Here is a 25,806-nt window from a genome sequence, read left to right on the forward strand (position 1 = left end):
CGCATCTAATACACGTCCGGGCGCGCCGCCGACAATGGCGGCCGTGGCCACCCACAGTTCAATGACCGGGAGTCTACCCCGGCCGGAGTATGCGTTTCCATGAAGATCGATTTCGTCGCCGAAACCGGCGCAGCCGGCGTTCTCGCCATCCTCGTCCATGACGGCCGCAGCCTGGCCGGCGAGGGCGGACAGCATGACGCCGCCACCGGTGGGGCCTTGGCCAGGGCGATGGGGGTCAGCCGCTTCACCGGCGGCGCCAACTCCAGCCTGATCGTCGCCGCGCCGTCGGGTGTGAAGGCCGACAGCATCGTGCTGGTCGGCGCGGGCGAGGCCGGCAAGTTAGACGACCTGGCGCTCGAGACCGCCGCCGGCGCCGCCTACAACGCCGTGAAGCTGTCGGGCGCAGAGACTTTGACAATCGACCTTGGGCATCTGTCCGGGGCGGAAGCCGCGCGCGCCGCCTTCGCCGTCCGTCTGGCCGCCTACCGGTTCGACAAGTACCGGACCAAGGAAAAACCGGACAAGATTCCGTCGATCAAGACGGTCAACATCATCACTAAGGACGTCGCAGGGGCCAAGGCGGCGCTGGAGCCGCTGAACGCCGTCGCCGACGCCGTCTATTTCTCGCGCGATCTGGTCGCCGAGCCCGCCAACATCCTCTTCCCGGCCGAGTTCGCCCGGCGGGTCAAGGAGCTGGAGCGTCTGGGCCTGAAGGTCGAGATCCTGGGCGAGAAGGAAATGGAAGCCCTCGGCATGCACGTCCTGCTTGGTGTGGGTCAGGGTTCGGTTCGCGAGAGCCAACTGGCTGTGATCCAGTGGAACGGCGGCACGCCGGGTGACCAACCGATCGCGTTTGTGGGCAAGGGAGTCTGCTTCGACACCGGCGGCATCTCGATCAAGCCGGCCGCCGGCATGGAAGACATGATCTGGGACATGGGCGGCGCAGCCGCCGTGGCCGGACTGATGCACGCGCTGGCGGGCCGCAAGGCCAAGGTCAACGCCGTCGGCGTGCTGGGCCTGGTCGAGAACATGCCCGACGGCAACGCCCAGCGCCCGGGCGACATCGTCACGTCCATGTCCGGGCAGACGGTCGAGATCATCAACACCGACGCCGAAGGTCGCCTCGTCCTCGCCGACGCCCTCTGGTACACGCAGGATCGCTTCAAGCCGAAGTTCATGGTCGATCTGGCGACCCTGACGGGCGCCATGATCGTCGCCCTGGGCTTGGACTATGCGGGCGTGTTCTCGAACTCTGACGAACTGGCCGACGCCATTCTGGCGGCCGGTCCCAAGGTCAACGAGAACGTCTGGCGCATGCCGCTGCCGCCGCAGTACGACAAGATCATGGACAGCGTGAACGCCGATGTGAAGAACTCGGCCGGGCGCGACGGCGGGTCGATCACCGCCGGCCTGTTCCTGCAGCGCTTCACCAACGGCGTGCCGTGGGCCCACATCGACATCGCGCCGGTAGCCTGGGTCTCGAAGTCGACGCGGACGACCGTTCCCGACGGCCCGGTGGGCTGGGGCGTGCGTCTGCTCGATCGCATGGTGGCCGACACCTACGAAGGCTGATCGGGTGAGCGGGACCGGTGAAATCTGGTTCTATCATCTGGAGCGGTCCACGCTGGATCAGGTCCTGCCTGAACTGCTGGACCGCACCCTTCAGCGCGGCTGGAAGGCGCGCGTGCGGATCGCGGATGCGGATGCGCGCGACGCCATCGACGAGCGGCTGTGGACCTGGCGGGACGACAGCTTCCTCGCCCACGGCCTGTCTGACCAACCCCATCCCGAGCGCCAGCCGATCCTGCTCACTGCAGGAGACGAGAACCCGAACGGATCTCAGGCGCTGTTCATCGTCGACGGCTCAGCCATGAGCCTCACAGAGGAGTTCGAGCGGTGCTTCATCATTTTCGACGGTCGCGACGAGACCGCGCTGCATCAGGCGCGGGATCGCTGGAAGGCGCTGAAAGGGCAGGGCGCCAACCTCGCCTACTGGAAACAGTCGGACGAGGGGCGTTGGGAAAAGGCGGCCTGATCGCCGCCCTGTTCCTGGCCGCTTGTTCGTCGACGCCGCCACCAGCCAACGAAGCCTCCGGGCCCTCGACGATCGAGAAAGCGGAGGCCAACCAGCCGGTCGGATCGCACATGCCGGACGGCGAGGCCGACCTCTGCAAGGCCGCCGACTTCCAGTACCTGGTCGGCAAACACAGGAACGAGATCCCGGTGCCGGTCGAGGTGGTCAACCGCCGGGTGGTCTGCACGACCTGCCCGGTGACGATGGACTTCTCGCCCCACCGGCTGAACATCTTCTACAACACCCAGTCCGAGATCGTGGAGCAGGTTCGATGCGGATAGTTGCCGGACTGATGCTGGGCGGGGCCTTGCTGGGGGCCTGTGCGCCGACCCCGATGCCGGAGCCGACAGGGCCTCAGCAGTGTAATGCCGAAGCCTCGAAGTCGCTCATCGGGAGCCATCGCGGCGCGGTGGACTTCGCGGCCGGGGCCGATGTGCGGTTCGTATGCACGACCTGTTCGGCGACAGAGGACTATCGCCCCAACCGGCTGAACATCCGCTTCGACGAGGCGACCGGGATCATCCGCAGCGTCGACTGCGGCTGACCCCGGGCCGACCCGGCGCCTACCAGCGCCAGGCGTCGCGGATGACCTCGATGATGTAGCCGTCGTAGCTGTCGATCAGATAGATCGTGGTGTCGACGGCGACCCACTGGGTTCCCGGAGGCGGATAGCCCAGGCCCCAGGTGCGGTAGTCGCTGAGGCTGTAGCGCCAGAAGATCGCGGGCAGGTAGTCGCCCTGATACCAGCGCTGGCCCCAGTAGTTCCTCGGCACCGAATAGTAGCCGTAGTTCGGCGCGAAATAGAAACCGAAGCGGTAGCCGGAGTAGCCCCGGAAGCCGCGATCGTTGCGCCACCAGTCGTTCGAGCGGCTCCGGTTCCAGTCGCGGCGCCAGTCGTTCTGGTTCCAGCGGTTGTTCCAGCCGCCGTAGTCGCGGCGACCATTGCGGTCGTTCTGCCAGTTGCGGCCGCCGTTGTTGCGGTCGCGGTCCCAGCCGCCGTTGTTCCGGCCGTTGTTGTCGTTCCAGCCGCCGTTGCCCCGGCCATCGTTGCCGCGATCCCCGCGGTCATTGCCGCGGTTCCAGTCCTGACCGCGTCCGTCGCGACTCTGGTTGTCGCGGTTCCAGCCGCCGTTGTTGTCCCGGCCGCGTCCATCGTTGCCGCGGTTCCAGTCCTGGCCGTCGTTGCCGCGACCACGGCCGCCACGGTCCTGACCGGGAGTGGGCGCCGGCGGCGTCACGACCGGCGGGTTGTCCCGGTTCCAGCGGCCGGGGCCGTTGCCGGTCTCGGTGTCGCCGCCGCGGTTCCAGCCGCCCTGACCGCCGCGATCACCGCCGCCGTTGTTTCCGTCACGATCACCGCCACGATCACCGCCACGATCACCGCCGCGGTCGCCGCCGCCACGTCCGCCGCGATCTCCGCCCCCGCCGCCGCGACGGTCCTGGACGTCCTGGACCTGCGGGCGCGGCTGGTCGAAGCGAGGCGCGGGCGTGGGAGGAGGCGTGTTCTCGTCCGGCTGGAAGCGGCCGCCGGCGTCGTTGGACGGCGGAGGCGGGGGTGGAGAGGACCCGTCGCTCACCGTGGCCACGTCGTCCTGGGCCAGGGCCAGGGTGGGCAGGCCCGCCGGGATGGCCAGGGCGGCCAGGGCGGCGAAGGCCGTCAGCATGGATTTCATTTCGTTTCTTCCCCGCACGCCGGTTCCCCAGCGGCTCGAAAGTACGGTCGGACTTTGTCCATGAACGGTGGCTGAACGACGATACAGGCGCGGGCGACGGTTCGTGACGGCTTGCAGCCAGGGTTCGGGCAGTCCAGATCAGAGACCTGAACTGTCCGCCGGAGACGCCGCCATGACCGCCCCGATCGAGCTCTGGTACTGGCCTACGCCCAACGGCTGGAAGGTCTCCATCGCCCTGGAGGAGATGGGGCTGCCCTACCAGATGAAGCCGGTGAATATCGGGATCGGCGAGCAGTTCACGCCGGCGTTTCAGGCGATCAGCCCGAACGGCCGGATGCCCGCCATCATCGATCCGGACGGGCCGGGCGGGGAACCGTTGTCGATCTTCGAGAGCGGGGCGATCCTGCAGTATCTCGGCAACAAGTCGGGCCAGTTCTATCCGACCGACGTCCGTGCCCGGGTCGAGATCGATCAGTGGCTGTTCTGGCAGGTGGGGGGACTGGGGCCGATGGCGGGTCAGACGCATCATTTCCGCCAGTACGCGCCGGCGATCATCAAGGACCAGCGCCAGATCGCCTACGGCGTTCGGCGTTACACCGACGAGACCCATCGGCTGTACGGCGTCATGGACAAGCGGCTGGCGGATCGGGAGTATCTGGCCGGCGACTACTCGATCGCCGACATGGCGGCCTGGCCCTGGATCCTGCCGGAGCATCAGGGACAGGACCTGGCGCACTTCCCGCACCTGGCGGCCTGGATGGCGCGGGTCGGGGCGCGGCCGGCGGTGAAGGCCGGAAGGGCGCTGGGCGAGGAGATGCGGCGGAACCTCGCGGCCTCGGGCAAGGGAGCGGAGGAGGCCCGAAAGGTCCTGTTCGGACAGCGCGCGCGTTAGGCTTTCAAGAAGGTCGGTAAACGCCGTCTTGACGGTATATTTCGCAGGTCTGAATCGACTGTGGAGTATTCATTTTCCCTTTACTGAAAAGACTTTGCGCCTCGCTGCGTTGTTAACTTTAACTTCAAACCGGGGGTATTTGATCACGGTCGAAGGGCGGGTCCAGAACGGACGTCCCCCATCGCAAAGGACGACCGTGATGAACGCGCAAGAAACCGCGCCGGAGCTGCACAACGAGGTCGAAGCGGCCCCGTTGCCCCTGCCCACCGCCGACATGGACGGCGACGCCCTGTTCCGGCTGGGCATGATGTATTCGTCGGGATCGGGCGGCTGCCCGATGGACCGGGTCTCGGCCCACATGATCTTCAACCTGGCGGCCATGAAGGGCTCGATCGAAGCCCGGGTCTATCGCCGCGAGATGTCCGAAGAGATGGAACGCGACGAGATCGCCGAAGCCCAGCGCGCCGCCCGCCGCTACATCGACGCCGGCGTGGTCAAGCTGGCGGCCTGAGACTTTCTTTGGTGCGCTAACGCTTGCCGCGCGACGGCTCGCTGCTTGAGCGCATCGGCGAGACGTTTGCACTCGAAAGGACCGAGTGCAAAGTGCAAATCGTCGAGCTTTCGACGCGATCCCGTTGAAATGTAAGCGGATCGCTTGTGAAGGGGAATTGCACTCGAGTGCAATTATTTGGACCCGTTTTGTGCGAGCGTGTCGGCGCAAGAGATCGGCTTTTCAAAGACCAGCCTCTGACATGGGGCGGTCGATACGATGCGCAAGGGCGATAAGAGACTTTTTTCCTAGACGGCGATGCCGACCTAGAACTGCTGGTACTGGCCGTTGATCGAATAGTTGAAGCCGATCGGCAGGGCGTTGCGGACCTGGGTGAAGAAGTTGGCCAGTTCGCCGAGCGTCGAGCGCGGCACGAACAGGATATCGCCGCGCCGCAGGGCGACGACCTCGCCGCGGCGAGGCCGCAGATCCACCACCCGCATCATGCGCACGCCGCCGGGGCCACGGCGGATCAGGGCCACCTGCTGCGACCGCGCGCTGGGCAGGAAGTCGCCGGCCTGGACGATGGCCTGATAGGCGTCGCTGTCCCCGATCAGATCGTAGACGCCGGGGGTGCGAACCTCGCCGGCGACCCAGACCTTCACCGGACCGGCCGTCTTCAGCGTCACCTCGACCACCGGCCGCACCAGTTGTGACGCATAGGCTGAAGAGAGTTCGTACTCGAGTTCCGCCAGTGTCCGGTCCGCCGCCATGGCCTGACCGATCAGGGGCAGGGCGATCCGTCCGTCGGGTCCGACCCGCAGGGTGCGCGTCAGCTCCGTCGCCGTCGGGGTCGCAACCTCGATCTCGTCGCCCGGATAGAGCAGGTATTCCGGCTCGGCCTCGGTCCAGTCGGCGAAGGCGATGTCGTTGAAATCGGCGCGTTCGACCCGCTGGCTGCGAGGCGCGGCCTGGCCCGAGGCGCAGCCGGCCGTCGAGTAGGCCAAGAGGGCCGCGCCCATGGTCCAAAGAATCTGACGCCGATCGAACATAGGGTGACCCTCGCCAGTTATGGGTAATGGATGGTTAACGCGGACAGGCGAAGGATCGCAGACGGTTCACTCTCCCACGGATTCGCCAGTTCCATGCGTTCGGCCTCAACGACAGCCTATGTCTCGGCGCGACCGCGCTACGGGCTGTTCGATGTGATCGGCCTGCTCTTCCGCGAACTGCTGGTGATGATCCTGGTGTTCGTGCTGGTGCTGGCCCTCGGCGCTGCGGCCGTGATGACCCTGAAGAAGACCTACACGGCCGGGGCGAGCCTGCTGGTCAACGCCGGTCAGGAATATGTCTATCAACCCCGCGTGGGAGGGCTGGCGGATCGCCAGTCCCAGCCGCCGGCCGTGGGCGAGGTGGCACAGGCCGAGGCCAACATCATCGGCACGCGGGAGGTGAAGCTGAGGGCCGTGCGCGCGCTGGGCCTGCCGTTCTTCCAGAAGCCGGGCAAGGTCTCGACCGATCCCGTCGCCAAGCAGGAAGGCGACGCGATCAAGTTCATCAATGACGGGCTGAGCATTTCGACCACGCCTCAGGGGGCGACCATCGGCCTGGGCTTCGAAAGCGACAGCGCCGAGAAGTCGGCGCGGGTGCTGAACGCCATCATCGACCAGTATCTGATCTATCGTCGCGAGGTGTTCCAGGACCGCTCAACCCCCGCCATCCAGACGCAGCGCCGGGTGTTCGAGGACGAGCTGGCCGACGTGGACCGCGCCTATGAGCAGTTCCTGGCCACCAACGACATCGGCGACTTCGCGGCGACCAAGGCGGCGCTGGCGGCGACCTATCAATCGACCCTGACGGAGAAGTTTTCGGTCGAGAACCAGTTGAACCAGGCGGCGCGGCGGCTGCAGACGCTGGAGGCGCAGCAGGACCGCACGCCCGCCGAGGTGACCCTGCAGCAGGACCTGAACGTCTCGGCCAACGACCAGATTTTGCAGTTGCGGACCGAGCGCGAGCAACTGCTGGCCCGCTATCAGCCGGACAGCCAGCCGATCCTGGACATCGAGGCCCGGATCGCAGGCCTGCAGGAATACGTCGCCTCAGGCACGACGGTGGGGGCCAAGGAAGTCCGCCTTGGGCCAAACCCGGTCTGGACCGAGCTGGAGACGACGCGGATCACGACCCAGGCCGAGCGAGATTCGCTGAGCGCGCGGTTGTCGTCGGTGAACCGGCAACTGGCCGAGATACTCGATCGGCAGGCGCAGCTGACCCGCGAGGAGTCGCAGAACTCCACCCTGACATCCAATCGCGACGTGCTGACCGCCTCCATCCGCGAGTTCCAGCAGCGGGAGACCCAGAGCCGGGCCGACAATGGACTGGTCGCCGCAGGGGCCGATAATGTGCGGGTCATCGAGCGGGCGGCGGCGCCGACGCGGGGGACGAGCATGAAGCTGCCTCTGCTGGCCCTGGTCATCCTGTTCGCCGGGTTCACCGCCCTGTGCGTCGGCCTGCTGCGGGTGTTCACGCGGCGGGGCTATGCGACGCCGGCGATCGCCGGGCGGACGCTGGAGATGCCGGTGCTCGCTGTCGCCCCCATGAAGGCCCATTGAGATCATCGTGTTAGCCTTCGGGCCAAGTTGCAGCGCGTAACCGATTCGTATGGTCGATCTCACATCAGAAATGGCGGGCCTCTGGGCCGCGCTGGGATCGGCCCCCGCTCACCGTGGACGGGTCATCCAGTTCGCCTGCGCCAACACCGGAGAGGGTGCGTCAACGGTCGCGCGGGAGTTCGCACGGCTGGCGGCGGTGCGGGCGAGGAAGCCCGTCTGGCTGATCGACGCGGACCTGGCCCAGCCATCGCAACAGGAGGCCGTGGCCTCTGAGCCGGAGCGGTTTGGACGGCTGGGGGCCGCGGCGGCCTCGTCGCCGAACGGGGCGAGCTTCTTCGCCGTGACGCCTCCGGTCATGGGCAGGGACCAGAAGCCGATCGCCCCGGCGCGGCTGATGACGGCGCGACCGTGCCTGGGCGGGCGGCTGTGGATCACGCGGTTCCGGGCCGAGGTATTGCGGTCGGGGCAGAGGGCCGAACCCCTGTCGGATCCGCGTTACTGGGATGCGATGCGCAAGCATGCCGACACCGTGGTGATCGACGCACCGGCGGCGGACCGCAGCGATCTGGCGATCATGCTGGCGCCTTTCGTCGACGCGACGGTGCTGATCGTGGCGGCTGAGAGCACGGCGGCGAACGAGCCGTTGATCCTGCGCGACGAGATCGAGGCGGTCGGCGGCCGGATCGCGGGGGTGGTGGTCAATCGCTCGACCTATACGCCGCCGGCCTTCCTCAGGCGGCTGACGGGCTGATCCGGTCCAGGCGGGCGAGTTCGCGCGCGCCGTAGAAGTGGGGCTCGAACCCCTTCATCCAGAAGATCTTTCCGAGACCGCGCGCGGCCCTGTCCATCATGCGGGCGCGCGACGGATGGGCGATGACCGTCAGGGCGATGGCGGCGAGGCCCCAGACGAAGGCCTGAACCGCGCCGACCAGCATCCAGCGGGCGACGCCGGGCCAGTTCCGGGCCTTGGCGGCGGTCTGGCTGGGGCCCTGGCCGTAGGCGAAGGCGCGGGACAGGGCGTAGCGCATGGTGGCGCGGTGGGGCGGAGCGAACTCCTCGACCCAGGCGTCTGCGGCCCAGCCGAAGGTTCCGCCCCGGGCTTCGAGAGCTGCGAACAGGGCGTCGTCCTCGCCGCCGGACTGGTCAGCCGAGGCGTCGAACGGCGCGGGGCCGGGCAGGGCCGTGGCGCGGATCATCAGGGAGTTGCCGCAGCCCCAGGGCTTGTCGATGCGCTGTGTGGTGGTCGGACCCCTGCGGCCGAAGAAGGCTTCGAGGTAGGGCGTAGCCCAGCCGATGTTTTCGGGCACGCGGCCGGCGATGGGGCCGAAGACGACGTCGGCCTTCGTCTGGTCGAGGGCGGCGAGGAGGGCGGCCAGCCAGCCGGCCGAGGCGGCCTCGTCGTCGTCGAGGAAGGCGATCAACGGGGCGTCGGTCATCGACAGGCCGGCGTTGCGGGCCGTGGCGACGCCGGGGCGCGGCTCGTGCCGATAGATCAGGGGGCAGGGGCTGTAGGGAGTCAGTCGGGCGACCGTGTCGCGCGCCGTTCCCGACGGGTCGTTGTCGACGACGACGATGGAGGCGATCGGTGCGGTCTGGGCGAACAGGGAGCGCAGGGCGCGTTCGAGGCTCTCCGGGCGGCGCATGGTCGGCACGATGACCGACACGGGTTGCATCACACGGCTCCGGCATAGAGGGCGGCGCGGTAGAGGCGGAGCGAGAAGGCGCGGGCCTTGGTCGGCATCCAGGTCGTCGTCGCGGCGCGCTTGATCCAGGGGCGGATGGCGCCGATGGCGGGGACCTTCTTCAGCAGGCGGGCGGCCTTGTAGCTGGGGTAGGTCCCGACGATGTCGGGGTGGCGGGCGACGACGCGGGCGAAGTTGCCGGCGGACTGTTCGTACTTGCCGGCTAGAGCCTCGACCGTGTCCAGACCCATATGGGTGGCGGGGTTGTCGACGTGGACGACGGTGAAGCGGCGCGAGACGCGCATGGCCCATTCGACGTCCTCCCAGCCCCAGCCGGAGAATTCGGCATCGAAGGTCTCGGCCTCGAAGACGTCGCGGCGGACCAGAAGGTTGGAGGTGAAGACGTATTTTTCCGGCGTGCGGGCGCGCTCCTGATACGGGACGCAGTCGCTCCTGGCGGCCATGGAGCGGTGGACCTGGAAGCGGGCGTCGGTCGGAGCCTGCAACAGGGAAAAGCCGCCGAAGGCCACGGCCGGGTCCTCGCGCGCGACGAGGTCGGCCCAGGTCCAGAGGAAGCGGCGGTGGTCGGGGCGCATGTCGCTGTCGAGAAACAACAGGGACCCGCCGCGCGCGGCGTCGGCGAGGCGGTTGCGGCCTTTGGAGCGGCCTTCGTTGGACTTGAGTGTGATCAGACGGGAGGGGAGGGCCATGGCCCTGATCCGGGCCTGCAGGCGGGCGGTGAGGTCGGGGTCGTTGGTGCCGTCGTCCATGACGATGACCTCGACGGCGCGATCGACGGAGCCGGCCTCCTCGTCGAGCAGCTGGAGCAGTTCGGACGGGTCGTCGCGCAGGAAGGGGATGAGGACCGAGACGGCGGGCTTCGCGCTGCGACGCCGGGCGTTGTCGGTGATGACGGGACGGCTCATGCGGTCGCTCTCCGGGACAGGCGGGCGCCGATCAGGCGGGAGGCCAGGTCGCGGACGCCGGCGGCGTTCAGGACCATGGCGACGACGCCGTAGACGACCGCGCCGACCCCGGCCTTGAGGATCAGTTCGGCGACGCCGCCGAGGGCCGGTAGCGGCAGGACGGCGGCTGCCATGGCGGCGGAGGCGACGCCGCAGCGGGCGAGGGTGTCCCAGGGGATGGGCATCTGGACGATGTTGCGGCCCATGCCGATGGAGGCGAGAACGCCGATGCCGAAGCTGGTCGCCGTGGCGATGGCGGCCCCGTGGACGCCCATGATCGGCACGAGGATCAGGTTAAGGATCACGTTCGCGCCGGCCGGGATGCAGAGGGTCAGCAGCAGGCGGTCGGTGCGGCGCCCGAGCACGAAGGACTGGCTGAGGTAGTAGGCGGTCGCGCCGGACAGGAGGGCCGACAGGGCGATCCAGGGGGTGACGGAGGCGGCGACGGAGCGCAGGTCCTCGCCGATCATGAAATCTGCGAGCGGACGGGCGACCAGGGCCACACCGACGGCGGCAGGCAGGCCGATCAGGATGAAGGTCGCGGCCTGTTCGCGGGCGGCGGTCATGAAGGCCTCGCGGCTGCCGCGCTCCCAGGCCATGATCAGGGCGGGGGTGCCGGCTGCGCCCAGCCAGATGAACAGGACGTCGAGGGTGCGGTTGGCGAGGCTGTAGCCTGCGTGATAGGCGCCGACGGCCGCCGGACCCAGGTAGATCTCCAGCAGGAAGCGGTCGGTCGAGGCCATGATCAGCGACAGCCCGAGGCCCGCCGCGATCGGATAGCCGTAGCGGGCGTAGGAGCCGAGCCGGTCTCGGTAGAGGACGCCGCCGCGGGCCTGTTTCAGCTCGTTGGGCAGGACGAAGGGCAGGACCAGCAGGGGACCGACCGCGAGACCGATCAGGGGGGATGCCGCGCCGAGGCCCTGGAAGGCGCAGAAGGCCCCGATGGCGAAACCTCCGAGGGTGACGGCGATGTCCATGGCGGCCGATCTGGTCACCTCGCCGGACGCGCGGAACCGCTCCTGGGCCAGTTTGGCGAAACATCGGATGGGGATGCCGACGAGACCGGCGGCGATGGCCAGCTTCAGCCCCGGCCCAATGGGGACGGCCCACAGGATCAACCCCGCGACCGGCAGGACGGCGAAGGTGACGACGGCGGCGGTACGGTAGAGCGTCAGGAAGTGGTCGGCCAGCGACTGGCCTTCCTCGGCGGCCCAGAAGCGCGCCATGGCGGCTTCCAACCAGCTGAAGGTCCCGACATGGACGAGCGTCATGATCGAGAAGGCGATGGCGTAGCGGCCGAAATCCTCGGCCGACAGCAGGCGGGTGAAGACCACGATGGCCCCGAACCCGACCAGGCCCTGGATGATGTTGGCGGGCAGATAGCCCCAGACCCCGCGCCAGAACATCAGCGTATCGCGGCCCGGTCGCCCAGAAGGACGGGGACGGTCACGACCATGATCCAGAGGTCGAGCCACAGGGACTGGCGTTCGATGTATTCGATGTCGAGCTGGACCCGGCGGCGGACGTCCTGGGCCGAGTGCAGAGGCCCGCGCGAGCCCTTGATGGCGGCCCAGCCTGTCATCCCGGGCTTCATGCGGTGGCGGTGGGCGTATTCGGCAACGAGGCGGGCGGATTCGACGGCGCCGGTCTTCATGCCGATGGCGTGGGGGCGGGGACCGACCAGCGACATCTCGCCCTTCAGGACGTTGAAGATCTGGGGCAGTTCGTCGAGACTGGTCGAGCGGATGATCCTGCCGACGCGGGTGACGCGGTCGTCGTCGGTCGTGACCTGACGGCTGGCGGTGGCGTCGGCGGCCTCCTGGCGCATCGAGCGGAATTTCCAGACCACGATCTCCTCGTGGATGAAGCCGTGGCGACGCTGGCGGAAGAAGATCGGGCCGGGGCTATCGAGGCGGATGGCGAGCGCTGTCAGGGCCATGACCGGGGCCAGCAGGATCAGGGCGACCGTGCCGATGACGATGTCCTGGATGCGCTTGTTGAAGGCGCGGCGGTCGTCGTCGACGCGACCGTCCAGCGAGGCCAGGGGCGCGCTGGCGAGGCGGTCGAGGGCGGCGCTGCGTTCCTGCTCGTCCACCGGATCGACCAGCAGGGTCACTTCGTTGGGCAGTGCGGACAGGCGGGCGGTCAGTTCGCGAACGCGCTTCTCGGCCCTGGGGTCGATGGCCAGGACGATCTTGTCGACATAGGGCGTCATTCGGTGCGTCATCAGAGCCTCGGCGTCGCCGAGCACGGGAACGCCGACCACGCTGTCGGGCGAGCGGGCCAGACGGTCGTCGAACACGCCCAGCACATTGATGTCGCGGCGCTTGAGCGCGTCCTTGATCAGGGTCTCCGCATGGCGAGTGGCGCCGACCAGCACGATGTTGGGCGTCAGGGCGCCCTTGCCGCGCCAGCCGGAGACGAGGTCGCTCCAGCCCATGTGCAGGACGTAGAGGCTGACGGTGATCAGGGCGGTCCAGATGATGTAGGCGGACAGGATCGCGCCGCCTGCCAGAATGGCGTCGAGGACCAGGGCGGAGGCCCCGCCCATCAGGGCCAGGCCCGCCACGGCCGCGAGATGCAGGGGTGTCTTTTGACCCCGTGCGAAACGATAGAGGCCCAGCGATCGCATCAGGCCGAGGACGACCACGGCGCCGACGACCAGCGGCAGGACGGCCGACAGCGGCGCGGCGAGGAGGTCGCCGGGCGTCATGGCCCAGACCATGGCGACGGTGATGATCGAGACCGCGGCGACGTCGGCGCTGCGGAACCAGTGGACGGCGAGCCGCGAGGCGTGACGCTGGCGAGCGTTCAGCCAGACCTCGGGGCGGAAGGGTCCGCGTCGCGCGGCCCCGTCGGATTTCGGCGCACTCACGGACCGGGCGGCCAGAGCCTGCAGGCCCGGCGCGTCGAGCCGCACGGCGGTGTCGCCCGCGTCGGAACGCGCCGTCGCCCGGCCGATATCGATGGCGCTTGTCATGGCGTCAGTCTGCACAGGCGCCGTGGATGTCACGTTAACGCGGAGCTCGATGCTACGGGCGCGACCGGGCGCTTGATTGAAGAGTCGGTATGGGGCAAGTGTGAACGTTGATCAGATGCGTTGTGTATCGGCCTCAGCCGCCGCATCTTCGCCTCGGCCGGGGTCTTTGATCCGGCGTCACAGTTGAGAGCCGCACAAGCGGCCATACCGAGGAAGCATACATGAACGACGCGGTCGATCAGGCCCGGCCCATCCCCGCAGGCTGGCCCGCCTTGGGTCTGGCCGAGGCTACGGCCCTGCTGACCCAGCCGGGCACGCTGTTCGAGATCGAGACGGTCGAGATCGACGGGCGTCCCGTGAAAGCGTGGAAGAATGCGCCGCCGACCCTGATGCACAGCTTCCTCGCTGGCCGCGCGCATGGGGCGAAGACCTTCATCGTCTATGGCGACGAACGGGTGACCTTCGAGGCCTTCGCGCGTGCGACCCTGGCCTTCGCCGCCGAACTGAAGGCTTCGGGCGTCGTCGCGGGGGACCGCGTGGCCGTGGTTATGCGGAATCTGCCGGAATGGCCGGTCGCCTTCTTCGGCGCGGCCCTGCTCGGCGCGGTCGTGACGCCGCTGAACGCCTGGTGGAGCGCCGAGGAGCTGGCGTTCGGGCTGAAGGATTCGGGCAGCAAGGTCGCGGTGGTGGACGCCGAACGGCTGGCCCTCATCCAGCCCGCGCTGGACGGTTTGCCGTATCTGGAGCGGGTCTTCGCCAGCCGGACCGCCGCTGTGCCGGTCGATGCTCGGGTGACGACGCTGGAGTCTGTGATCGGCGCGTCCGGAACCTGGGCGGACCTGCCCGAGGGCGTCATGCCGGGCGTCGCGATCGGACCGGAGGACGCGGCGACGATCTTCTACACCTCGGGCACGACGGGTCTGCCGAAGGGGGCTCTGGGAACCCACAGGAATGCCGCCTGCAGTCTGGTCGCCGGCCTGTTTTCGCTGAGCCGCAGCTATGTCCGGCGGGGCGAGGCGCCGCCGCAGATGGACCCGGACGCGCCGCAGAAGGTCGGGCTGGTGTCCATTCCCTTCTTCCACACGACGGGGTGCAACGCCGTGCTGCTGCCAGCGCTCGTCATCGGGCACAAGCTGGTCTGCCAGCGCCGGTTCGATGCGGGCGAGGCGCTGATGCTGATCGAACGCGAGCGGATCAACTCCATCGGCGGGGTGCCGACCGTGGCGATCCAGCTGTTGCAGCATCCGGATCGGGCCAAATACGACCTGTCGTCGCTGGAGCTGGTCGCTTACGGCGGGGCGGCGGCGCCCAGCGCCCTGGTCGGGGAGATTGCGAAGAAGACCACGGGCCGGCCGGGCTCGGGCTGGGGCATGACCGAGACCTCGGCGACCCATACCCATCATCTGGGCGAAGACTATCTGAACCGGCCGGACAGTTGCGGTCCGTCGATCCCTGTCGGAGAAATCAGGATCGTCGATGCGGACGGGCGGGAGGTTCCGACGGGCGAGGTCGGCGAACTGCTGGCCTACGGCCCGAACATCGTGCGCGGCTACTGGAACCGGCCCGAGGAGACGGCCCAGACCTTTGTCGACGGCTGGGTGCGGACGGGTGATCTGGCAAAGGTGGACGACGAGGGCTTCTGCTTCATCGTCGATCGCAAGAAGGACATCATCATCCGGGGCGGAGAGAACATCTACTGTCAGGAGGTCGAGGCCATCCTGTTCGAATATCCGGGCGTGGCCGAGGTCGCCCTGGTGGCGCGGCCTCATCCGGTGCTGGGCGAAGTGCCGGTGGCCTTCGTGTCGGTGGCTCCGGGCAAGACGCTCGATGTCGAGGCGTTGCGCAATCTGACGGTGGGCCGTCTCGCCGCCTTCAAACGACCCGTGGACATCTATGTGATGGACCAGCCCATGCCGAGGAACGCCGCCGGCAAGGTGCTGAAGAACGACCTCAAGGCGATGCTGACCCCGGAGACCGACGCATGAATCTCGACTTCTCGCCCGAGGACGTCGCCTTCCGCGACGAGGTCCGCGCCTTCATCGCCAACGACTATCCGGCCGACATTCGCGCCAAACAGGATGCCGGTACCGACCTGGACAAGGACGACTATCTGGCCTGGCACCGCGTCATGGCGAAGAAGGGCTGGGTCGCGCCGGGCTGGCCGGTCGAATACGGCGGCCCGGGCCTCAGCGACGTGCAGAAGTATCTGCTGGCCGAGGAACTGGCCTTCGCCGACACCGCGCCAATCCTGCCGTTCGGGCTGAAGATGGTCGCGCCGGTGATCTATACGTTCGGCACGGCCGAGCAGAAGACGCGCTGGCTGCCGCCGACGCTGGCGGGCGACATGTGGTGGTGCCAAGGCTATTCCGAGCCGGGCGCCGGGTCGGACCTGGCCAGCCTGACGACGCGGGCCGTGCGGGGGACGGACGAGGGGGGCGACCACTATGTCGTCAACGGCCAGAAGACCTGGACGACGCTGGCGCAGTATGCCGACTGGGGCTTCTTCCTGGTGCGCACCGACCCGACCGCCAAGCCCCAGATGGGCATCAGCTTCCTGCTGATCGACATGAAGAGCCCGGGCGTGACGGTCCGGCCGATTATCACAATGGACGGTCGCCACGAGGTCAACGAGGTCTGGCTGGAGGAGGTCCGCGTCCCGGTCGAGAACCGAATCCACAACGAGAATGAAGGCTGGACCTGCGCCAAATTCCTGCTGGCGCACGAACGGACCAATATCGCCAATGTCGCGGGCTCCAAGCGGGCGCTGCAGAAGTTGCGCAATATCGCGGAGAAGGAGGGGATCGCCGACGATCCGGGCTTCGCCGCGAAGCTGGCGGAGCTGGAGATCGATTTGATGGCGCTGGAATACACCGAGCTCCGGTCGTTGGCGCGCCAGAGCGCGGGGAGGGGGCCCGGACCGGAATCGTCGCTGCTGAAGATCAAGGGCACGGAGATCCAGCAGCGGCTGTCCGAGCTGACGCTGGAGGCTGTCGGGCCCTACGGGTTGCCGGACGCGCGGGGGCTGGGCAATGCGGGGCCGGTGGGGCCGGACTACGCAGGCCGCGCGGCGCCGACCTATTTCAACGTGCGCAAGACCTCGATCTACGGCGGGTCCAACGAGATCCAGCGCAACATCATCGCCAAACTGGTCCTGGGGCTCTGAGATGAATTTCGACCTGAGCGAAGAGCAGTCGATGCTGGCGGATTCCCTGTCGGGGTATCTGACGGCGAACTACGGGTTCGAGGCGCGCAAAGCCGTCGTGGCGTCGGAGGCAGGCTGGAGCACCGGGGTGTGGTCGGGGTTCGCGCATGAGCTGGGCATTCTTGGCGCGCTGGCTCCGGAGGCCGTCGGCGGCCTGGATGGCGGCGCGGTCGAGGCGATGATCCTGATGGAGGCGGCGGGCAAGGCGCTGGTCGTCGAACCGCTGATGGAGACGGCGGTCGTCGGCGTCGGCCTGCTGAAACGGGCGGGCGGCGAGCGGGCTGACGCGGTATTGCAAAGTATCGTCGAGGGGACGGCGGTCGTCGCCTTCGGCCACGGGGAGCCTCGGGGCCGCCACGCCCTGTTGTCGGTCGCAACGACGGCGGCGCGGAGCGGGGACGGCTGGGTGTTGTCGGGGGCCAAGGCGGTGGTCTCGGCCGCGCCCTGGGCCACGCATCTGATCGTGAGTGCGCGGACGTCGGGCGGCGAAGCGGGCGATCCTGCTGGGTTGAGCCTGTTCCTGATCGAGGTCGCCGCGCACAGGGACAGCGGTCTGTCCGTGCGGGGTTATCCTACCGTGGATGACCGGCATGCCGCCGAGGTCGTGATGGAGCGGCTGGTGCTTCCGGCCGATGCGCTGCTGGGCATCGAGGGCGAGGCGTTCGATGCGCTGATCGCGCCCGTGATGGACGAGGCGGTGGCGGCCCTGTGCGCGGAGGCGGTCGGGGTGCTGCGCGAGTTGCACGGACAGACGCTGGACTATGTAAAACAGCGCAAGCAGTTCGGGCGCCCGATCGGGGAATTCCAGGTGCTGCAGCACCGGCTGGCCGACATGTTCATGGCGGTCGAGCAGGCGGTCTCCTTGACCTATATGGCGACGCTTAAGCTGGGCGAGCCGGCGGCCGAGCGGGGGCGGGCGGTGTCCGCCGCCAAGTTCGGGGTGTCCAAGGCGTTGAGGTTCGTGGGGCAGAACGCGGTGCAGACCCACGGCGGGATCGGGGTCACCGACGAACTGGCGTTGAGCCACTATTTCCGGCGCGCGTCCGCTATCGAGATCCAGCTGGGCAGCGTCGAACAGCACCTGCGCCGGTTCATCGCCCTGGCGGCGTGACCTCTGCGAACAGGCCATCGAACAGGGTGGAGGCGTAGATCTCGACGGCCAGTTCGCGTCCGAGCTTTCCGGCCCAGCCGCGCAGCTCGTAGGCGCCGTTGATGGCGGCCATCAGCATCTGACTGGCCACGACGGGGTCGACGGCCCGGACCGAACCCTCGCTCATGGCGTCGATGACCATGTCGGCGAACCGTCCCGCCGCGCGGTTGGAACGATCGAGCGCCGAACGCAGCATATCGGTCGGCATGCCCTGAAGCGCACTGGTTCGCAACAGCTGGTCCCCGTCGGAAAGCTGCAGCTCCAGCAGGGTGGCGACCGCTGACTGCAGTTTCTCGAGATGCGTTCCAGCCATGCCGTCGGTCTGGTGCTGCGCTCTCGAGATCGTCGCCAGACTGTCGAGGAAACAGGCGGTCACAAGATCGTCCTTGGCCTCCAGGTGGTGGTAGAAACTGCCCTTGGTGACCCTGGCTTCCGAGACGATCAGATCGACGGAGGCGCCATGGTATCCGCGCTGATTGATCAGCCGCGTGGCGGCCATCAGGAAGCCCCGACGCGCGGCGCCCTCCTCGATCCCGACCTCGCCCGCCTCGACCTGCAGCGGCGCCCAGGGGGGGCCTGCCGACAGGCCGTGGGTGAGGATCTCCACGATGCGGTGGTGGACCCGGTCGTAGTCGGCGGCGCTGTATCGGAGGATCCAGGCGGGCAGCCACAGCAGCACCTCGATCAGGACGTGGGTTCTGGCGGTCCGCAGGGCGCGCCCTGTCGTACCCTCGACCGCAGGGAAGAACCCCTTCACCCGCTTGAACAGGGTCATGAACCGGGCGACGAGCAGACCCTGTCCGGGTTCGCTCATGGCTCTGAGGTCGGACAGGGGCGCGAGGGCGGGGACCCGCTTTTCGCGCACGCCCTTCTCGTGTTCGATGGCCAGGCGGATGAAGGTCGAGACCCTGGCGGGGGCGTCCGGTTCACCTTCGGCCTGGTCGATCCGCGCCTCGATATGGTCCATCGTCCGGGACAGGCAGGCGAAGGCGATATCTTCCTTCTTGCGGAAATAGTGGGTGAGGTTGGTGGCCTTCATGCCGGCGCGTTCGGCGACATCGGCCTGGGTCATGCCCTTCAGACCACGCTCCAGCATCAGCAGGGCCGCGACCTGCAGGATCTGCGCGGTCCGGTCCTCTCGACTGGTTCGAGGTCTCGTCGTGGCGGTCGGCGGCGGCATAGCCTTCCCTAGCGTCATCGATGCAGAGCGTCACCGACGGGAGGTCCGTCGGGCGCAAAAAAGCCGCCCCGGCCTTCCGACCGGGGCGGCTGGAGTGGGCTCGGAATCAGTAGGTGAGCCGTAGGGTGACGCCATAGGTTCGCGGGGCGCCGAGGAAGGCGTTGTAGATGCTGACAGAGTCGTTGTTCTCATCGACCTGGAAGGGTCCGTTGAAGCCGACCTGGAGATAGTCGACGTCGGTCAGGTTCTGGGCCCAGGCCTCCAGCATCCAGCGTCCGCTCTCCGAGCCGATGCCGATCCGTGCATTGACCAGGGTCATGGCGTCCTGGGCCTTCGACGGATGCAGATCCGAACCCGTGTTGTACTCGGACGTGTATTTGGCGGACACATTGCTCCGGAACACCAGGCCGGCGCCCATGTCATGCTCGTAGCTCGCCGCCAGGGTGGCGGAGGTCTCGGGCGCGAATGACAGCTGCGCGCCTGGGAGGCGACGCAGGCTGTTGAATCGGCTGGCGACCAGAAGCTGGGAGGCCGTGAACGGGCTGATTGTGGTCTCAGCCAGCGTCACCCCGCCCTGGAAGGTCAGGCCGTCGAGCGGGGTCGCCCAGACGAAGTCGGCGTCGAAGCCCTTGGAGATGACCTCCGGCAGGGTCTCCACGATGAAAGCCGTGCCGACGAAGGTGTTCAGTTGGAAGTCGTCGAACGTCTGGTGGAAGCCGGCGATGTTGAACAGGAGGGAGTTCGAGAATAGCCGCAGCTTGGCGCCCAGCTCGAAGGCGTTGACGTATTCCCCACGGAACTCGGTATCTCGGTCGGCCGTAAAGTTCGGCAGGCCGGAGGGCAGAATGACGACCGCCTGCTCGCGGTCCAGGTTGAAGCCACCGGCCTTGAAGCCGCGGGCGTAGGACCCGTAGATCATGGCGTCGTCCGTGATGTCGTACTTCAGCTTGATCGTGCCGGTGACCGCGTCCTCGGCCCGCTGCTGGCGCGTGGGACCCAGGTCGTCGAAGTCGTTGTTCTCGTTGTTCAGGCACAGGGTGCCGGCGATCTGGGTTGCGGCCGCCGCGCCCACGACCCCGATCAGCGTCGGCAGGGCGCCTTCGGCCTGATCGCAGGACGAGCCCGTGGTCCTGTAGATGGAGTTCAGGTCCTTCTCGTCGTTGGTCCAGCGCGCGCCGATGTTCAGCGATACGCGGTCGTTGAAGCGAAGGGTGTTGTCGGCGAACAGCGCCCAGCTTTCGGTCGACTGGTCGTAGCTGTCGCGGCTGCCGTTTCCGGCCTGGAAGATGTTCGCCGCGGTCAGGCCGATCAGGGCGGGCGCGCCACCCAGAAGGCGACCTGCGATGTAGGCGTAGTAGTCGGTTCCGTAGAGGAGCTGGAAGCCGGCAGTGAGGTCTTCCTTGGCGTAGAAGCCGCCCAGCAGCCAGTCGACGTTCTCGCTCGAACCGGCGATCCGCAGTTCCTGGGAGAACTGCCCGATCTCGGTGAAGTTTGCGCCGTTCGTCGGACGCCAGACGAGGTCGGCGGTGGTGAAGTCGCTGTCCTGGCCGTTCTCGGTCCGCCATGAGCGCGCGGCGGTGATCGAGGTGAGGGTGATCTCCGGCGTCAGGTCGAAGTTGAACTCGGCCGACACACCCTGGTCCTCGATGTTCTGGGAGGTGTCGCGGTTGGAGCGAGCGTTGCGGTCATAGGGCGTGGCCACCGTATCGACCGCGCCGGGCCGGACGACGTTCAGCAGGACGGCGCGCGACGTGGCCGACCCCCCAACGAAGAGCTGGGTGGCGGCGCAGCAGTTCTCTTCGCGCTTCGAATAGTCGGCGATGAAACGGCCCGAGAAGCGCTCGGTGGGCTGCCACAGCAGTTGTCCGCGACCGGTCCAGAAGCTCTGGTCCACATCCTCGTCCAGGGTGCGGGGCCCGGGGCCCGTGGTCACATCGAGGAAGCCGTCTCGCTGGCGTGTCGCGAAATAGACGCTGCCTGCCAGGACGTCTTCCATGACTGGGCCGGTGACATAGACCGAGGCGCCCATCTGGCCGTAGTTGCCGGCAGTCAGTTCACCTTCCGCCCCGAAATCAAAGGACGGCGTCTCGGTGAGGATGTTGAGCACGCCCGCCGAGGCGTTCTTGCCGAACAGGGTGCCTTGCGGGCCCTTCAGCACTTCGATTCGCTGCAGGTTTCCGAGGTCGCCGAAGCCGACGCCGTTGCGAGGGCGATAGACGCCGTCGATCGTCACCAGAACGGACGACTCAAGACCGGGGTTGTCGCCGACGGTGCCGACGCCACGGATGCGAGCGGTCGTGATCGCCTCGTTCGAGGTCGAGGTGACCGTAAGGCCCGGGGTCAGGATCGTCAGTTCCTTGATGTCGCGAACGCCCGCGTCCTGAAGCAGTTCTTCAGACAGGGCGGTGACGACCACAGGCACGTCCTGCAGGTTCTGCTCCCGCTTCTGGGCGGTGACGATGATGTCTTCGACGGTGTTGGTCGCCTGATCCTGTGCCGCCGCTGCCCCCGCCGACGTCAGCAGGCCGAGCCCGGCCAGGATTGCTAGATGCGAGGCGCGCGTCCTCGTCCACTGATATCGTCCCATGTTTCCCTCCCTGGCCCGCCATTGTTGGCGATGCTCGACTGCCTCGATCGGCACTGCCACGCTAAACTGAAACTTCAGTATGCTGCAATCGGCGCGGAAGCGATCGTTGTTATGCGTAACCGGGAAGGCACATTGGGCCGCAGGCTCTGACTCAGCGCACCAGCCAGCGCGATCCGAAATAACCGGCCAGCGCGGCAGTGGTCGCCAGGAACGTTCCCCAGGCCATGTCGATCAGGGTAATCGTCGTCGACCAGCGGGTCAGGGTCGCCTCATTGGTCAGGTCGTAGGTGGCATAGGCGACGAGGCCGAAGACGGCGCCGTTGATGGCCGCGCGCTGCCATGAGCCCTGCTGGAGCGCCGGAACGGTCGCCAGGAAGGTCACGCCGAACAGGAACAGCAGATAGAAGACGACGGCGGGCGGCCAGTTCACGTCGCGACGCATCCAGTCGCCGAGCACCGGGCGATAGAGGCGGTCGCCCATCATCGTCAGCCAGATGGCGTCGAGCACCAGCATGACGATGGCCGATGCCCCGAAGGCGGCAAGGTAACGCATTGGATCAGGCTCCCTTGAGTCGGTAGTGGCTGACGCCCCAGACCGTTCCGTCACTGTCGCCGAACAGGCCAGCCGTCGCCATGAAAAACCGGCGCCAGCGGCGCATCCATAGAGCGTGGTCGACGCCGTAGACGTCCTTCATCAGTCCCCGGATCTCGTCAACGTTGTCGTCGAAATTGTCGAGCCAGTCATCGGCCGTGCGCTGGTAATGGGTCCCGCTCCAGCGCCAGTCCTGCTCGACCTCGAACAGGTCGGCGTACTGGCGGACCAGGTTGTGGCTGGGCATCACGCCGCCGGTGAAGAAATGCTGGGCGATGAAGTCGGCATCGTCGGAGACTTCGAACCGGTAGGGGGCGTCGATGTGGCTGAAGACGTGCAGGAACATCCGCCCGTCGGCCTTCAGCCAGGTCCGGGCGCGGGTCAGCAGGGCGCGCCAGTTGGCCATATGCTCGAACATCTCCACCGAGACGATCCGGTCGAAAGTTCGGTCGATGTCGAAGACGTTCATGTCGGCGGTGACGATGGTCAGGTTCGTCAGCCCGCGCGCGGCGGCCTGGGCGTCGATGAACGCCTTCTGGCTGCGGGAGTTCGACACGGCCGTGATCGTCGAGGCGGGGTAGTGTTCGGCCATCCACAGCGATAGCGATCCCCAACCGCACCCGAGTTCCAGGATCGCCTGGCCGTCATGCAGGTCGGCGTGCTCGCAGGTGATTCGCAGCGCCGAGGCCTCGGCGGCATCGAGCGAGGCGTCCGGCGTCTCGTAGAAGCAGCTGGAGTATTTCCGGTGCGCGCCGAGGCAGAGCTGGAAGAACCGGGCCGGCAGTTCGTAGTGCTGCTGGTTGGCGGCGTCCGTGTGTTCGGCGACAGGCCGTTCGGCCATCTCGCGGGCGAACGCGGCTTCATCCGCCGGGGCGGAAGCGTAGGTCCTGCGCGCGGTCGCGACCAGAAGGGCGATGGCCGGGCGGGTGATGAAGTCGGGGAAAGGCGCGTCCTGAAGCTGGTTCACGCGTTGGGCGAGGAGGCTCATGATTGGGGTCCTTCAGGGTCAGCGCTGGATCAACTGGCGGGTCGGCAGGCCGAGCTCGACCATCCGGTTGCGCAGGCGGGTCTGTTCAGCCGCGCTCATCGTCGGGCTGCGTGAAAGCAGGGCCGGGAACCGGCCGTCGGCCGTCGTGGCGATCATCCAGCTGTAGTCCGGGGCGACGTCGATGACCCAGTAGCGCTGGCGGATCAGGCCGGCGAAGAAGCTGGCCTCGAACTTGGCGTTGGTCGTGGTGTCGGTAACGCGGGCGCGGGTGTTGACGGTCGTGACGCGGCCGTCGCGGGCGCCGCGACGACAGGTCTGGCTGATCGAGAAATCGTTCGGCGCTCGGCGGCTCCAGACCTGGCTGGCGGCCCAGCAGTCGCGTTGATGATCGTTCGGCGTGCGGAGGATCTCGTGCCAGCGACCCATGAAGCGGTCGAGGTCGATCGCGCGTCTGGGTTCCGGCGCCTGGGCGGATACGGCCGTGGCGATGATCAACATAAAGGCCGCCGCGAGCGGCAGGGCGAATCTAGGCATGTCGGGCTCCGGTGGAGGTTTCTGACGGTCCCCCGACCGTGACGGAATGGGCGGGCGTGACCCCGCCGCGCAGGCGCAGACCTTTGAGCAGAAGGCGGATCGCCTCCCAGTGAATCCCGGCGATGACCTTCAAGGTCAGCAGGGGATGGCCCAACCAGGCGCGGCGCAGGTTGGCGTCGGTCATCCCGGAACGGACGCCCGAAAACCCGGTCAGCAGCATCGGGCCGTCGGCGTCGTCGACGGTGATGGAAACGCGGGTTATCTCGTCTGCGACGCCTGCGGGCGGATCGATCTCGAACCGGTAGGTCAGGTCCATGTCCATGAAGGGCGAGACGTGGAAGGCCTTGCCGATCGCCTGCCGCACCGGCCCCGAGGCGGCGCCGACCGGCATCAGATAGGAATGGCGGCCGCCGAAGGTGTTGGACACTTCGTAGAGGACGGCGCTGAGCCGCCCGTTCCGGGCGTGGCAGTAGTAGACGCTGAGCGGATTGAAGCCGTAGCCGAGGATGCGGGGAAGGGTCAGCAACTGAACCCGGCCGCCGGTGGGGATGCCGGCGTCGCCCAGTCTCTGTTCGATCTGCACCTTCAGAGGGATTTCGGAGCCGTCGCCGTGATCGCTCTGGCGCAGCGTCATAAGGCCGAACCGTCCCGCGCCGAGCCAGCGGAGCCGGCCGACAAGGTCGTCCCACTCGTCGAGATCGATCAGCAGCATGAACAGGCGGTAGCGCAGGGCATGGACGCGGGGACGCAGGCGGCGGTGGAACACCGGTCCTGTGTAGATCCCGGATCGCAGGCCCGTGCTCATCAGGCGGCCAGGGTCTCGATGGCGGGGACGGGCAGGGGGATGCGACCGCTTTCGTTCTGTACGCTCCACGGTCTGCGGACGCCGCCAATATCTTCGGCCACGGCGAGGCCGGCCTGCAGTCCATCCTCGTGGAAGCCGGAGCCGAACCACGCCCCGCAAAACCAGGTGTTGTTTCGTCCCTGAAGCGAGCCGAGGCCGCGCTGGGCCTCCATCGCCGCCGCGTTGAATATCGGGTGGTCGAACTCTCGATCGGCGAGGACCAGGGACGGGTCGGGCTCCCGCTCGGCATTCAGGGTGACGAACAACTCCGGCCCCGGCAGCCCCTGCAGAAGGTTCATCCAGTAGGTGACGCTGGCGGCGCCGTCTGAACCCGCCTGACCGGCGCCGACATAGTTCCAGGCGGCCCAGGCGCTGCGGCGGCGCGGCATGAAGCTGCGGTCGCGGTGCAGGACGACCCGGTTGCGGCCATAGGCCATCGGCTGGAGCAGGCGGCGTTCTTCGACGCTCGGCTCGGCCAGCAAGGTCAGGGCCTGATCGGAGTGGACGGCGAGGACGACCGCGTCGAAACGCTCGATGCCATCGCCGGTATGAAGGGTCGCGCCGTCGGCGCCGCGTTCGATGCGGGAGACTGGCGCGTTCAGGCGCACCTGTCCGTGGAAGTCCGCGCCCAGAGCCTCGACATACCGGCGGCTGCCGCCCGCCACGGTTCGCCAGGTCGGCTTCATATCGACCTCCAGCAGGCGGTGGTTGCGATAGAAGCGGATGAAGGCGGCGGCCGGATAGTCGGCCATCTGACCGGGCGTGGAGGACCAGATGGCGGCGGCCTGGGGCAGCAGGTGCAAGTCGCGGAAAGCCTGTCCGTATCTGCGGTCGTCAAGGTAGCGGCCCAGCGAGCACAGGGACCGGTCCAGCTCGGCCAGGTCGCCGGCAGCGGTGCGGTGGAAGCGTTTCAGGTCCATCAGCATGCCCCAGAAGCGGGGGCTGGCCAGGTTGCGCTTCTGGGCGAACAGGCCGCCCGCGCCGTGGCTGGAGTATTCGAAGCCGCCTGCGCTCATCGAGACGGCGAACGACATGTGCGCCGCCTTGCTCTCGACGCCGAGGCAGTCGAGCAGGGCGGTGAAGTTGGGATAGTTGGGCTCGTTGTAGACGATGAAGCCGGTGTCCACCGCGACCGGGCCGTCGGGCGAGGGCGCCTCGACCGTGCAGGAGTGGCCGCCGAGGCGATCCTCGGCCTCGAACAGAACGACGTCGTGGCGGCGTGACAGCAGCCAGGCCGCGGACAGGCCGGCGATGCCCGCGCCGACCACCGCAATGCGCCGCTTCGAGCCGGTCGTTTCGTCGAGTGTGCGGTCGAACATGGATACGCCTGTCGTCGAGCCTGTTAACCCTGCAGCTACGCTTGG

24 protein-coding genes are annotated in these 25,806 nt (G+C 67.6%); 11 read left to right on the forward strand and 13 right to left on the reverse strand.

What is annotated here, in order from left to right; translation table 11 throughout:
• Positions 1-99: 99 nt before the first annotated feature.
• Genes RMO01_RS11510 through RMO01_RS11525 form a run of 4 tightly spaced genes read left to right on the forward strand, consistent with a single transcriptional unit; the run spans position 100 to position 2,618 of the window.
• The gene (locus RMO01_RS11510; RefSeq protein WP_309629198.1) at positions 100-1,572 is read left to right on the forward strand and encodes a leucyl aminopeptidase; all 1,473 of its coding nucleotides are present in this window, start codon (positions 100-102) and stop codon (positions 1,570-1,572) included.
• 4 nt (positions 1,573-1,576) lie between these two features.
• A complete protein-coding gene (locus RMO01_RS11515; protein WP_309629199.1) occupies positions 1,577-2,035 on the forward strand; it encodes a DNA polymerase III subunit chi in 459 nt (152 codons plus the stop codon).
• Complete coding sequence (locus RMO01_RS11520; RefSeq protein WP_309629200.1) at positions 2,017-2,355, forward strand: hypothetical protein; 339 nt, start codon at positions 2,017-2,019, stop codon at positions 2,353-2,355. Before RMO01_RS11515 ends, RMO01_RS11520 begins: the two co-directional genes overlap by 19 nt.
• The gene (locus RMO01_RS11525; RefSeq protein ID WP_309629201.1) at positions 2,346-2,618 is read left to right on the forward strand and encodes a hemolysin; all 273 of its coding nucleotides are present in this window, start codon (positions 2,346-2,348) and stop codon (positions 2,616-2,618) included. The genes RMO01_RS11520 and RMO01_RS11525 overlap by 10 nt, the downstream gene beginning before the upstream one ends.
• Positions 2,619-2,637: 19 nt before the next feature.
• On the opposite strand, the gene RMO01_RS11530 is transcribed toward RMO01_RS11525, so the two are convergent.
• On the reverse strand, positions 2,638-3,747 hold the full coding sequence (locus tag RMO01_RS11530) for an RcnB family protein (RefSeq protein ID WP_309629202.1): 1,110 nt from the start codon (positions 3,745-3,747) through the stop codon (positions 2,638-2,640).
• 172 nt (positions 3,748-3,919) lie between these two features.
• Between RMO01_RS11530 and RMO01_RS11535 the strand changes: the two genes are divergently transcribed.
• A complete protein-coding gene (locus RMO01_RS11535) occupies positions 3,920-4,639 on the forward strand; it encodes a glutathione S-transferase N-terminal domain-containing protein (protein WP_309629203.1) in 720 nt (239 codons plus the stop codon).
• A gap of 199 nt (positions 4,640-4,838) precedes the next feature.
• Entirely contained in the window at positions 4,839-5,150 is a 312-nt protein-coding gene (locus tag RMO01_RS11540; RefSeq protein ID WP_298163465.1) for a sel1 repeat family protein, read from the forward strand.
• A gap of 305 nt (positions 5,151-5,455) precedes the next feature.
• Here the strand turns inward: RMO01_RS11540 and RMO01_RS11545 are convergent, their stop codons facing one another.
• The gene (locus tag RMO01_RS11545; RefSeq protein ID WP_309629204.1) at positions 5,456-6,181 is read right to left on the reverse strand and encodes a polysaccharide biosynthesis/export family protein; all 726 of its coding nucleotides are present in this window, start codon (positions 6,179-6,181) and stop codon (positions 5,456-5,458) included.
• Between the two features lie 93 nt (positions 6,182-6,274).
• Between RMO01_RS11545 and RMO01_RS11550 the strand changes: the two genes are divergently transcribed.
• Both RMO01_RS11550 and RMO01_RS11555 read left to right on the forward strand, forming a co-directional pair.
• Positions 6,275-7,738, forward strand: coding sequence for a Wzz/FepE/Etk N-terminal domain-containing protein (locus RMO01_RS11550; RefSeq protein ID WP_309629205.1), 1,464 nt, complete (start codon positions 6,275-6,277; stop codon positions 7,736-7,738).
• A gap of 70 nt (positions 7,739-7,808) precedes the next feature.
• Positions 7,809-8,489 carry a hfsB gene (locus RMO01_RS11555; protein WP_309629206.1) on the forward strand — a complete coding sequence of 227 codons (681 nt, stop codon included), beginning with the start codon at positions 7,809-7,811 and terminating at the stop codon, positions 8,487-8,489.
• Here RMO01_RS11555 and RMO01_RS11560 read toward each other — a convergent pair.
• Genes RMO01_RS11560 through RMO01_RS11575 form a run of 4 tightly spaced genes read right to left on the reverse strand, consistent with a single transcriptional unit; the run spans position 8,470 to position 13,365 of the window.
• Positions 8,470-9,411: a glycosyltransferase family 2 protein gene (locus RMO01_RS11560; RefSeq protein ID WP_309629207.1), complete on the reverse strand. Its 942-nt coding sequence runs from the start codon at positions 9,409-9,411 to the stop codon at positions 8,470-8,472. The genes RMO01_RS11555 and RMO01_RS11560 overlap by 20 nt on opposite strands.
• On the reverse strand, positions 9,411-10,346 hold the full coding sequence (locus tag RMO01_RS11565; RefSeq protein WP_309629208.1) for a glycosyltransferase family A protein: 936 nt from the start codon (positions 10,344-10,346) through the stop codon (positions 9,411-9,413). The genes RMO01_RS11560 and RMO01_RS11565 overlap by 1 nt, the downstream gene beginning before the upstream one ends.
• Positions 10,343-11,791: a polysaccharide biosynthesis C-terminal domain-containing protein gene (locus RMO01_RS11570; protein WP_309629209.1), complete on the reverse strand. Its 1,449-nt coding sequence runs from the start codon at positions 11,789-11,791 to the stop codon at positions 10,343-10,345. Before RMO01_RS11570 ends, RMO01_RS11565 begins: the two co-directional genes overlap by 4 nt.
• Positions 11,791-13,365, reverse strand: coding sequence for an exopolysaccharide biosynthesis polyprenyl glycosylphosphotransferase (locus RMO01_RS11575; protein WP_309629210.1), 1,575 nt, complete (start codon positions 13,363-13,365; stop codon positions 11,791-11,793). Before RMO01_RS11575 ends, RMO01_RS11570 begins: the two co-directional genes overlap by 1 nt.
• A gap of 221 nt (positions 13,366-13,586) precedes the next feature.
• Here RMO01_RS11575 and RMO01_RS11580 point away from each other — a divergent pair, with 221 nt between their 5' ends.
• Genes RMO01_RS11580 through RMO01_RS11590 form a run of 3 tightly spaced genes read left to right on the forward strand, consistent with a single transcriptional unit; the run spans position 13,587 to position 17,678 of the window.
• Complete coding sequence (locus tag RMO01_RS11580) at positions 13,587-15,350, forward strand: AMP-binding protein (RefSeq protein WP_309629211.1); 1,764 nt, start codon at positions 13,587-13,589, stop codon at positions 15,348-15,350.
• Positions 15,347-16,528 carry an acyl-CoA dehydrogenase family protein gene (locus tag RMO01_RS11585; RefSeq protein WP_309629212.1) on the forward strand — a complete coding sequence of 394 codons (1,182 nt, stop codon included), beginning with the start codon at positions 15,347-15,349 and terminating at the stop codon, positions 16,526-16,528. Before RMO01_RS11580 ends, RMO01_RS11585 begins: the two co-directional genes overlap by 4 nt.
• 1 nt (position 16,529) lies before the next feature.
• Complete coding sequence (locus tag RMO01_RS11590; protein ID WP_309629213.1) at positions 16,530-17,678, forward strand: acyl-CoA dehydrogenase family protein; 1,149 nt, start codon at positions 16,530-16,532, stop codon at positions 17,676-17,678.
• On the opposite strand, the gene RMO01_RS11595 is transcribed toward RMO01_RS11590, so the two are convergent.
• From RMO01_RS11595 to RMO01_RS11625, 7 genes are all read right to left on the reverse strand, one after another.
• Positions 17,659-18,897, reverse strand: a complete 1,239-nt coding sequence (locus RMO01_RS11595; RefSeq protein WP_309629214.1) for a TetR family transcriptional regulator — start codon at positions 18,895-18,897, stop codon at positions 17,659-17,661. The two genes, RMO01_RS11590 and RMO01_RS11595, sit on opposite strands and share 20 nt — an antisense overlap.
• A 106-nt stretch (positions 18,898-19,003) precedes the next feature.
• Positions 19,004-21,484 carry a TonB-dependent receptor gene (locus tag RMO01_RS11600; RefSeq protein ID WP_309629215.1) on the reverse strand — a complete coding sequence of 827 codons (2,481 nt, stop codon included), beginning with the start codon at positions 21,482-21,484 and terminating at the stop codon, positions 19,004-19,006.
• Between the two features lie 151 nt (positions 21,485-21,635).
• Positions 21,636-22,037, reverse strand: coding sequence for a DUF2177 family protein (locus RMO01_RS11605; protein ID WP_309629216.1), 402 nt, complete (start codon positions 22,035-22,037; stop codon positions 21,636-21,638).
• Positions 22,038-22,041: 4 nt separating this feature from the next.
• Positions 22,042-23,064 carry a cyclopropane-fatty-acyl-phospholipid synthase family protein gene (locus RMO01_RS11610; protein WP_309629217.1) on the reverse strand — a complete coding sequence of 341 codons (1,023 nt, stop codon included), beginning with the start codon at positions 23,062-23,064 and terminating at the stop codon, positions 22,042-22,044.
• 18 nt (positions 23,065-23,082) lie between these two features.
• The gene (locus RMO01_RS11615; RefSeq protein WP_309629218.1) at positions 23,083-23,598 is read right to left on the reverse strand and encodes a lipocalin family protein; all 516 of its coding nucleotides are present in this window, start codon (positions 23,596-23,598) and stop codon (positions 23,083-23,085) included.
• Positions 23,591-24,403 carry a DUF1365 family protein gene (locus RMO01_RS11620; RefSeq protein WP_309629219.1) on the reverse strand — a complete coding sequence of 271 codons (813 nt, stop codon included), beginning with the start codon at positions 24,401-24,403 and terminating at the stop codon, positions 23,591-23,593. Before RMO01_RS11620 ends, RMO01_RS11615 begins: the two co-directional genes overlap by 8 nt.
• Positions 24,403-25,761: an FAD-dependent oxidoreductase gene (locus tag RMO01_RS11625; RefSeq protein ID WP_309629220.1), complete on the reverse strand. Its 1,359-nt coding sequence runs from the start codon at positions 25,759-25,761 to the stop codon at positions 24,403-24,405. The genes RMO01_RS11620 and RMO01_RS11625 overlap by 1 nt, the downstream gene beginning before the upstream one ends.
• Positions 25,762-25,806 lie beyond the last annotated feature (45 nt).

It is taken from the genome of Brevundimonas sp. (genome assembly GCF_031412435.1).
Taxonomy (GTDB): Bacteria; Pseudomonadota; Alphaproteobacteria; order Caulobacterales; family Caulobacteraceae; genus Brevundimonas.

Excerpts from the sequence above, each read along its gene's own strand:
- RMO01_RS11510 (WP_309629198.1), top strand. The coding sequence starts at position 100 with ATGAAGATCGATTTCGTCGCCGAAACCGGCGCAGCCGGCGTTCTCGCC.
- RMO01_RS11525 (WP_309629201.1), top strand. The coding sequence starts at position 2,346 with ATGCGGATAGTTGCCGGACTGATGCTGGGCGGGGCCTTGCTGGGGGCC.
- RMO01_RS11530 (WP_309629202.1), bottom strand. The coding sequence starts at position 3,747 with ATGAAATCCATGCTGACGGCCTTCGCCGCCCTGGCCGCCCTGGCCATC.
- RMO01_RS11535 (WP_309629203.1), top strand. The coding sequence starts at position 3,920 with ATGACCGCCCCGATCGAGCTCTGGTACTGGCCTACGCCCAACGGCTGG.
- RMO01_RS11540 (WP_298163465.1), top strand. The coding sequence starts at position 4,839 with ATGAACGCGCAAGAAACCGCGCCGGAGCTGCACAACGAGGTCGAAGCG.
- RMO01_RS11545 (WP_309629204.1), bottom strand. The coding sequence starts at position 6,181 with ATGTTCGATCGGCGTCAGATTCTTTGGACCATGGGCGCGGCCCTCTTG.
- RMO01_RS11550 (WP_309629205.1), top strand. The coding sequence starts at position 6,275 with ATGCGTTCGGCCTCAACGACAGCCTATGTCTCGGCGCGACCGCGCTAC.
- RMO01_RS11555 (WP_309629206.1), top strand. The coding sequence starts at position 7,809 with ATGGCGGGCCTCTGGGCCGCGCTGGGATCGGCCCCCGCTCACCGTGGA.
- RMO01_RS11560 (WP_309629207.1), bottom strand. The coding sequence starts at position 9,411 with ATGCAACCCGTGTCGGTCATCGTGCCGACCATGCGCCGCCCGGAGAGC.
- RMO01_RS11565 (WP_309629208.1), bottom strand. The coding sequence starts at position 10,346 with ATGAGCCGTCCCGTCATCACCGACAACGCCCGGCGTCGCAGCGCGAAG.
- RMO01_RS11570 (WP_309629209.1), bottom strand. The coding sequence starts at position 11,791 with ATGTTCTGGCGCGGGGTCTGGGGCTATCTGCCCGCCAACATCATCCAG.
- RMO01_RS11575 (WP_309629210.1), bottom strand. The coding sequence starts at position 13,365 with ATGACAAGCGCCATCGATATCGGCCGGGCGACGGCGCGTTCCGACGCG.
- RMO01_RS11580 (WP_309629211.1), top strand. The coding sequence starts at position 13,587 with ATGAACGACGCGGTCGATCAGGCCCGGCCCATCCCCGCAGGCTGGCCC.
- RMO01_RS11585 (WP_309629212.1), top strand. The coding sequence starts at position 15,347 with ATGAATCTCGACTTCTCGCCCGAGGACGTCGCCTTCCGCGACGAGGTC.
- RMO01_RS11590 (WP_309629213.1), top strand. The coding sequence starts at position 16,530 with ATGAATTTCGACCTGAGCGAAGAGCAGTCGATGCTGGCGGATTCCCTG.
- RMO01_RS11595 (WP_309629214.1), bottom strand. The coding sequence starts at position 18,897 with ATGCCGCCGCCGACCGCCACGACGAGACCTCGAACCAGTCGAGAGGAC.
- RMO01_RS11600 (WP_309629215.1), bottom strand. The coding sequence starts at position 21,484 with ATGGGACGATATCAGTGGACGAGGACGCGCGCCTCGCATCTAGCAATC.
- RMO01_RS11605 (WP_309629216.1), bottom strand. The coding sequence starts at position 22,037 with ATGCGTTACCTTGCCGCCTTCGGGGCATCGGCCATCGTCATGCTGGTG.
- RMO01_RS11610 (WP_309629217.1), bottom strand. The coding sequence starts at position 23,064 with ATGAGCCTCCTCGCCCAACGCGTGAACCAGCTTCAGGACGCGCCTTTC.
- RMO01_RS11615 (WP_309629218.1), bottom strand. The coding sequence starts at position 23,598 with ATGCCTAGATTCGCCCTGCCGCTCGCGGCGGCCTTTATGTTGATCATC.
- RMO01_RS11620 (WP_309629219.1), bottom strand. The coding sequence starts at position 24,403 with ATGAGCACGGGCCTGCGATCCGGGATCTACACAGGACCGGTGTTCCAC.
- RMO01_RS11625 (WP_309629220.1), bottom strand. The coding sequence starts at position 25,761 with ATGTTCGACCGCACACTCGACGAAACGACCGGCTCGAAGCGGCGCATT.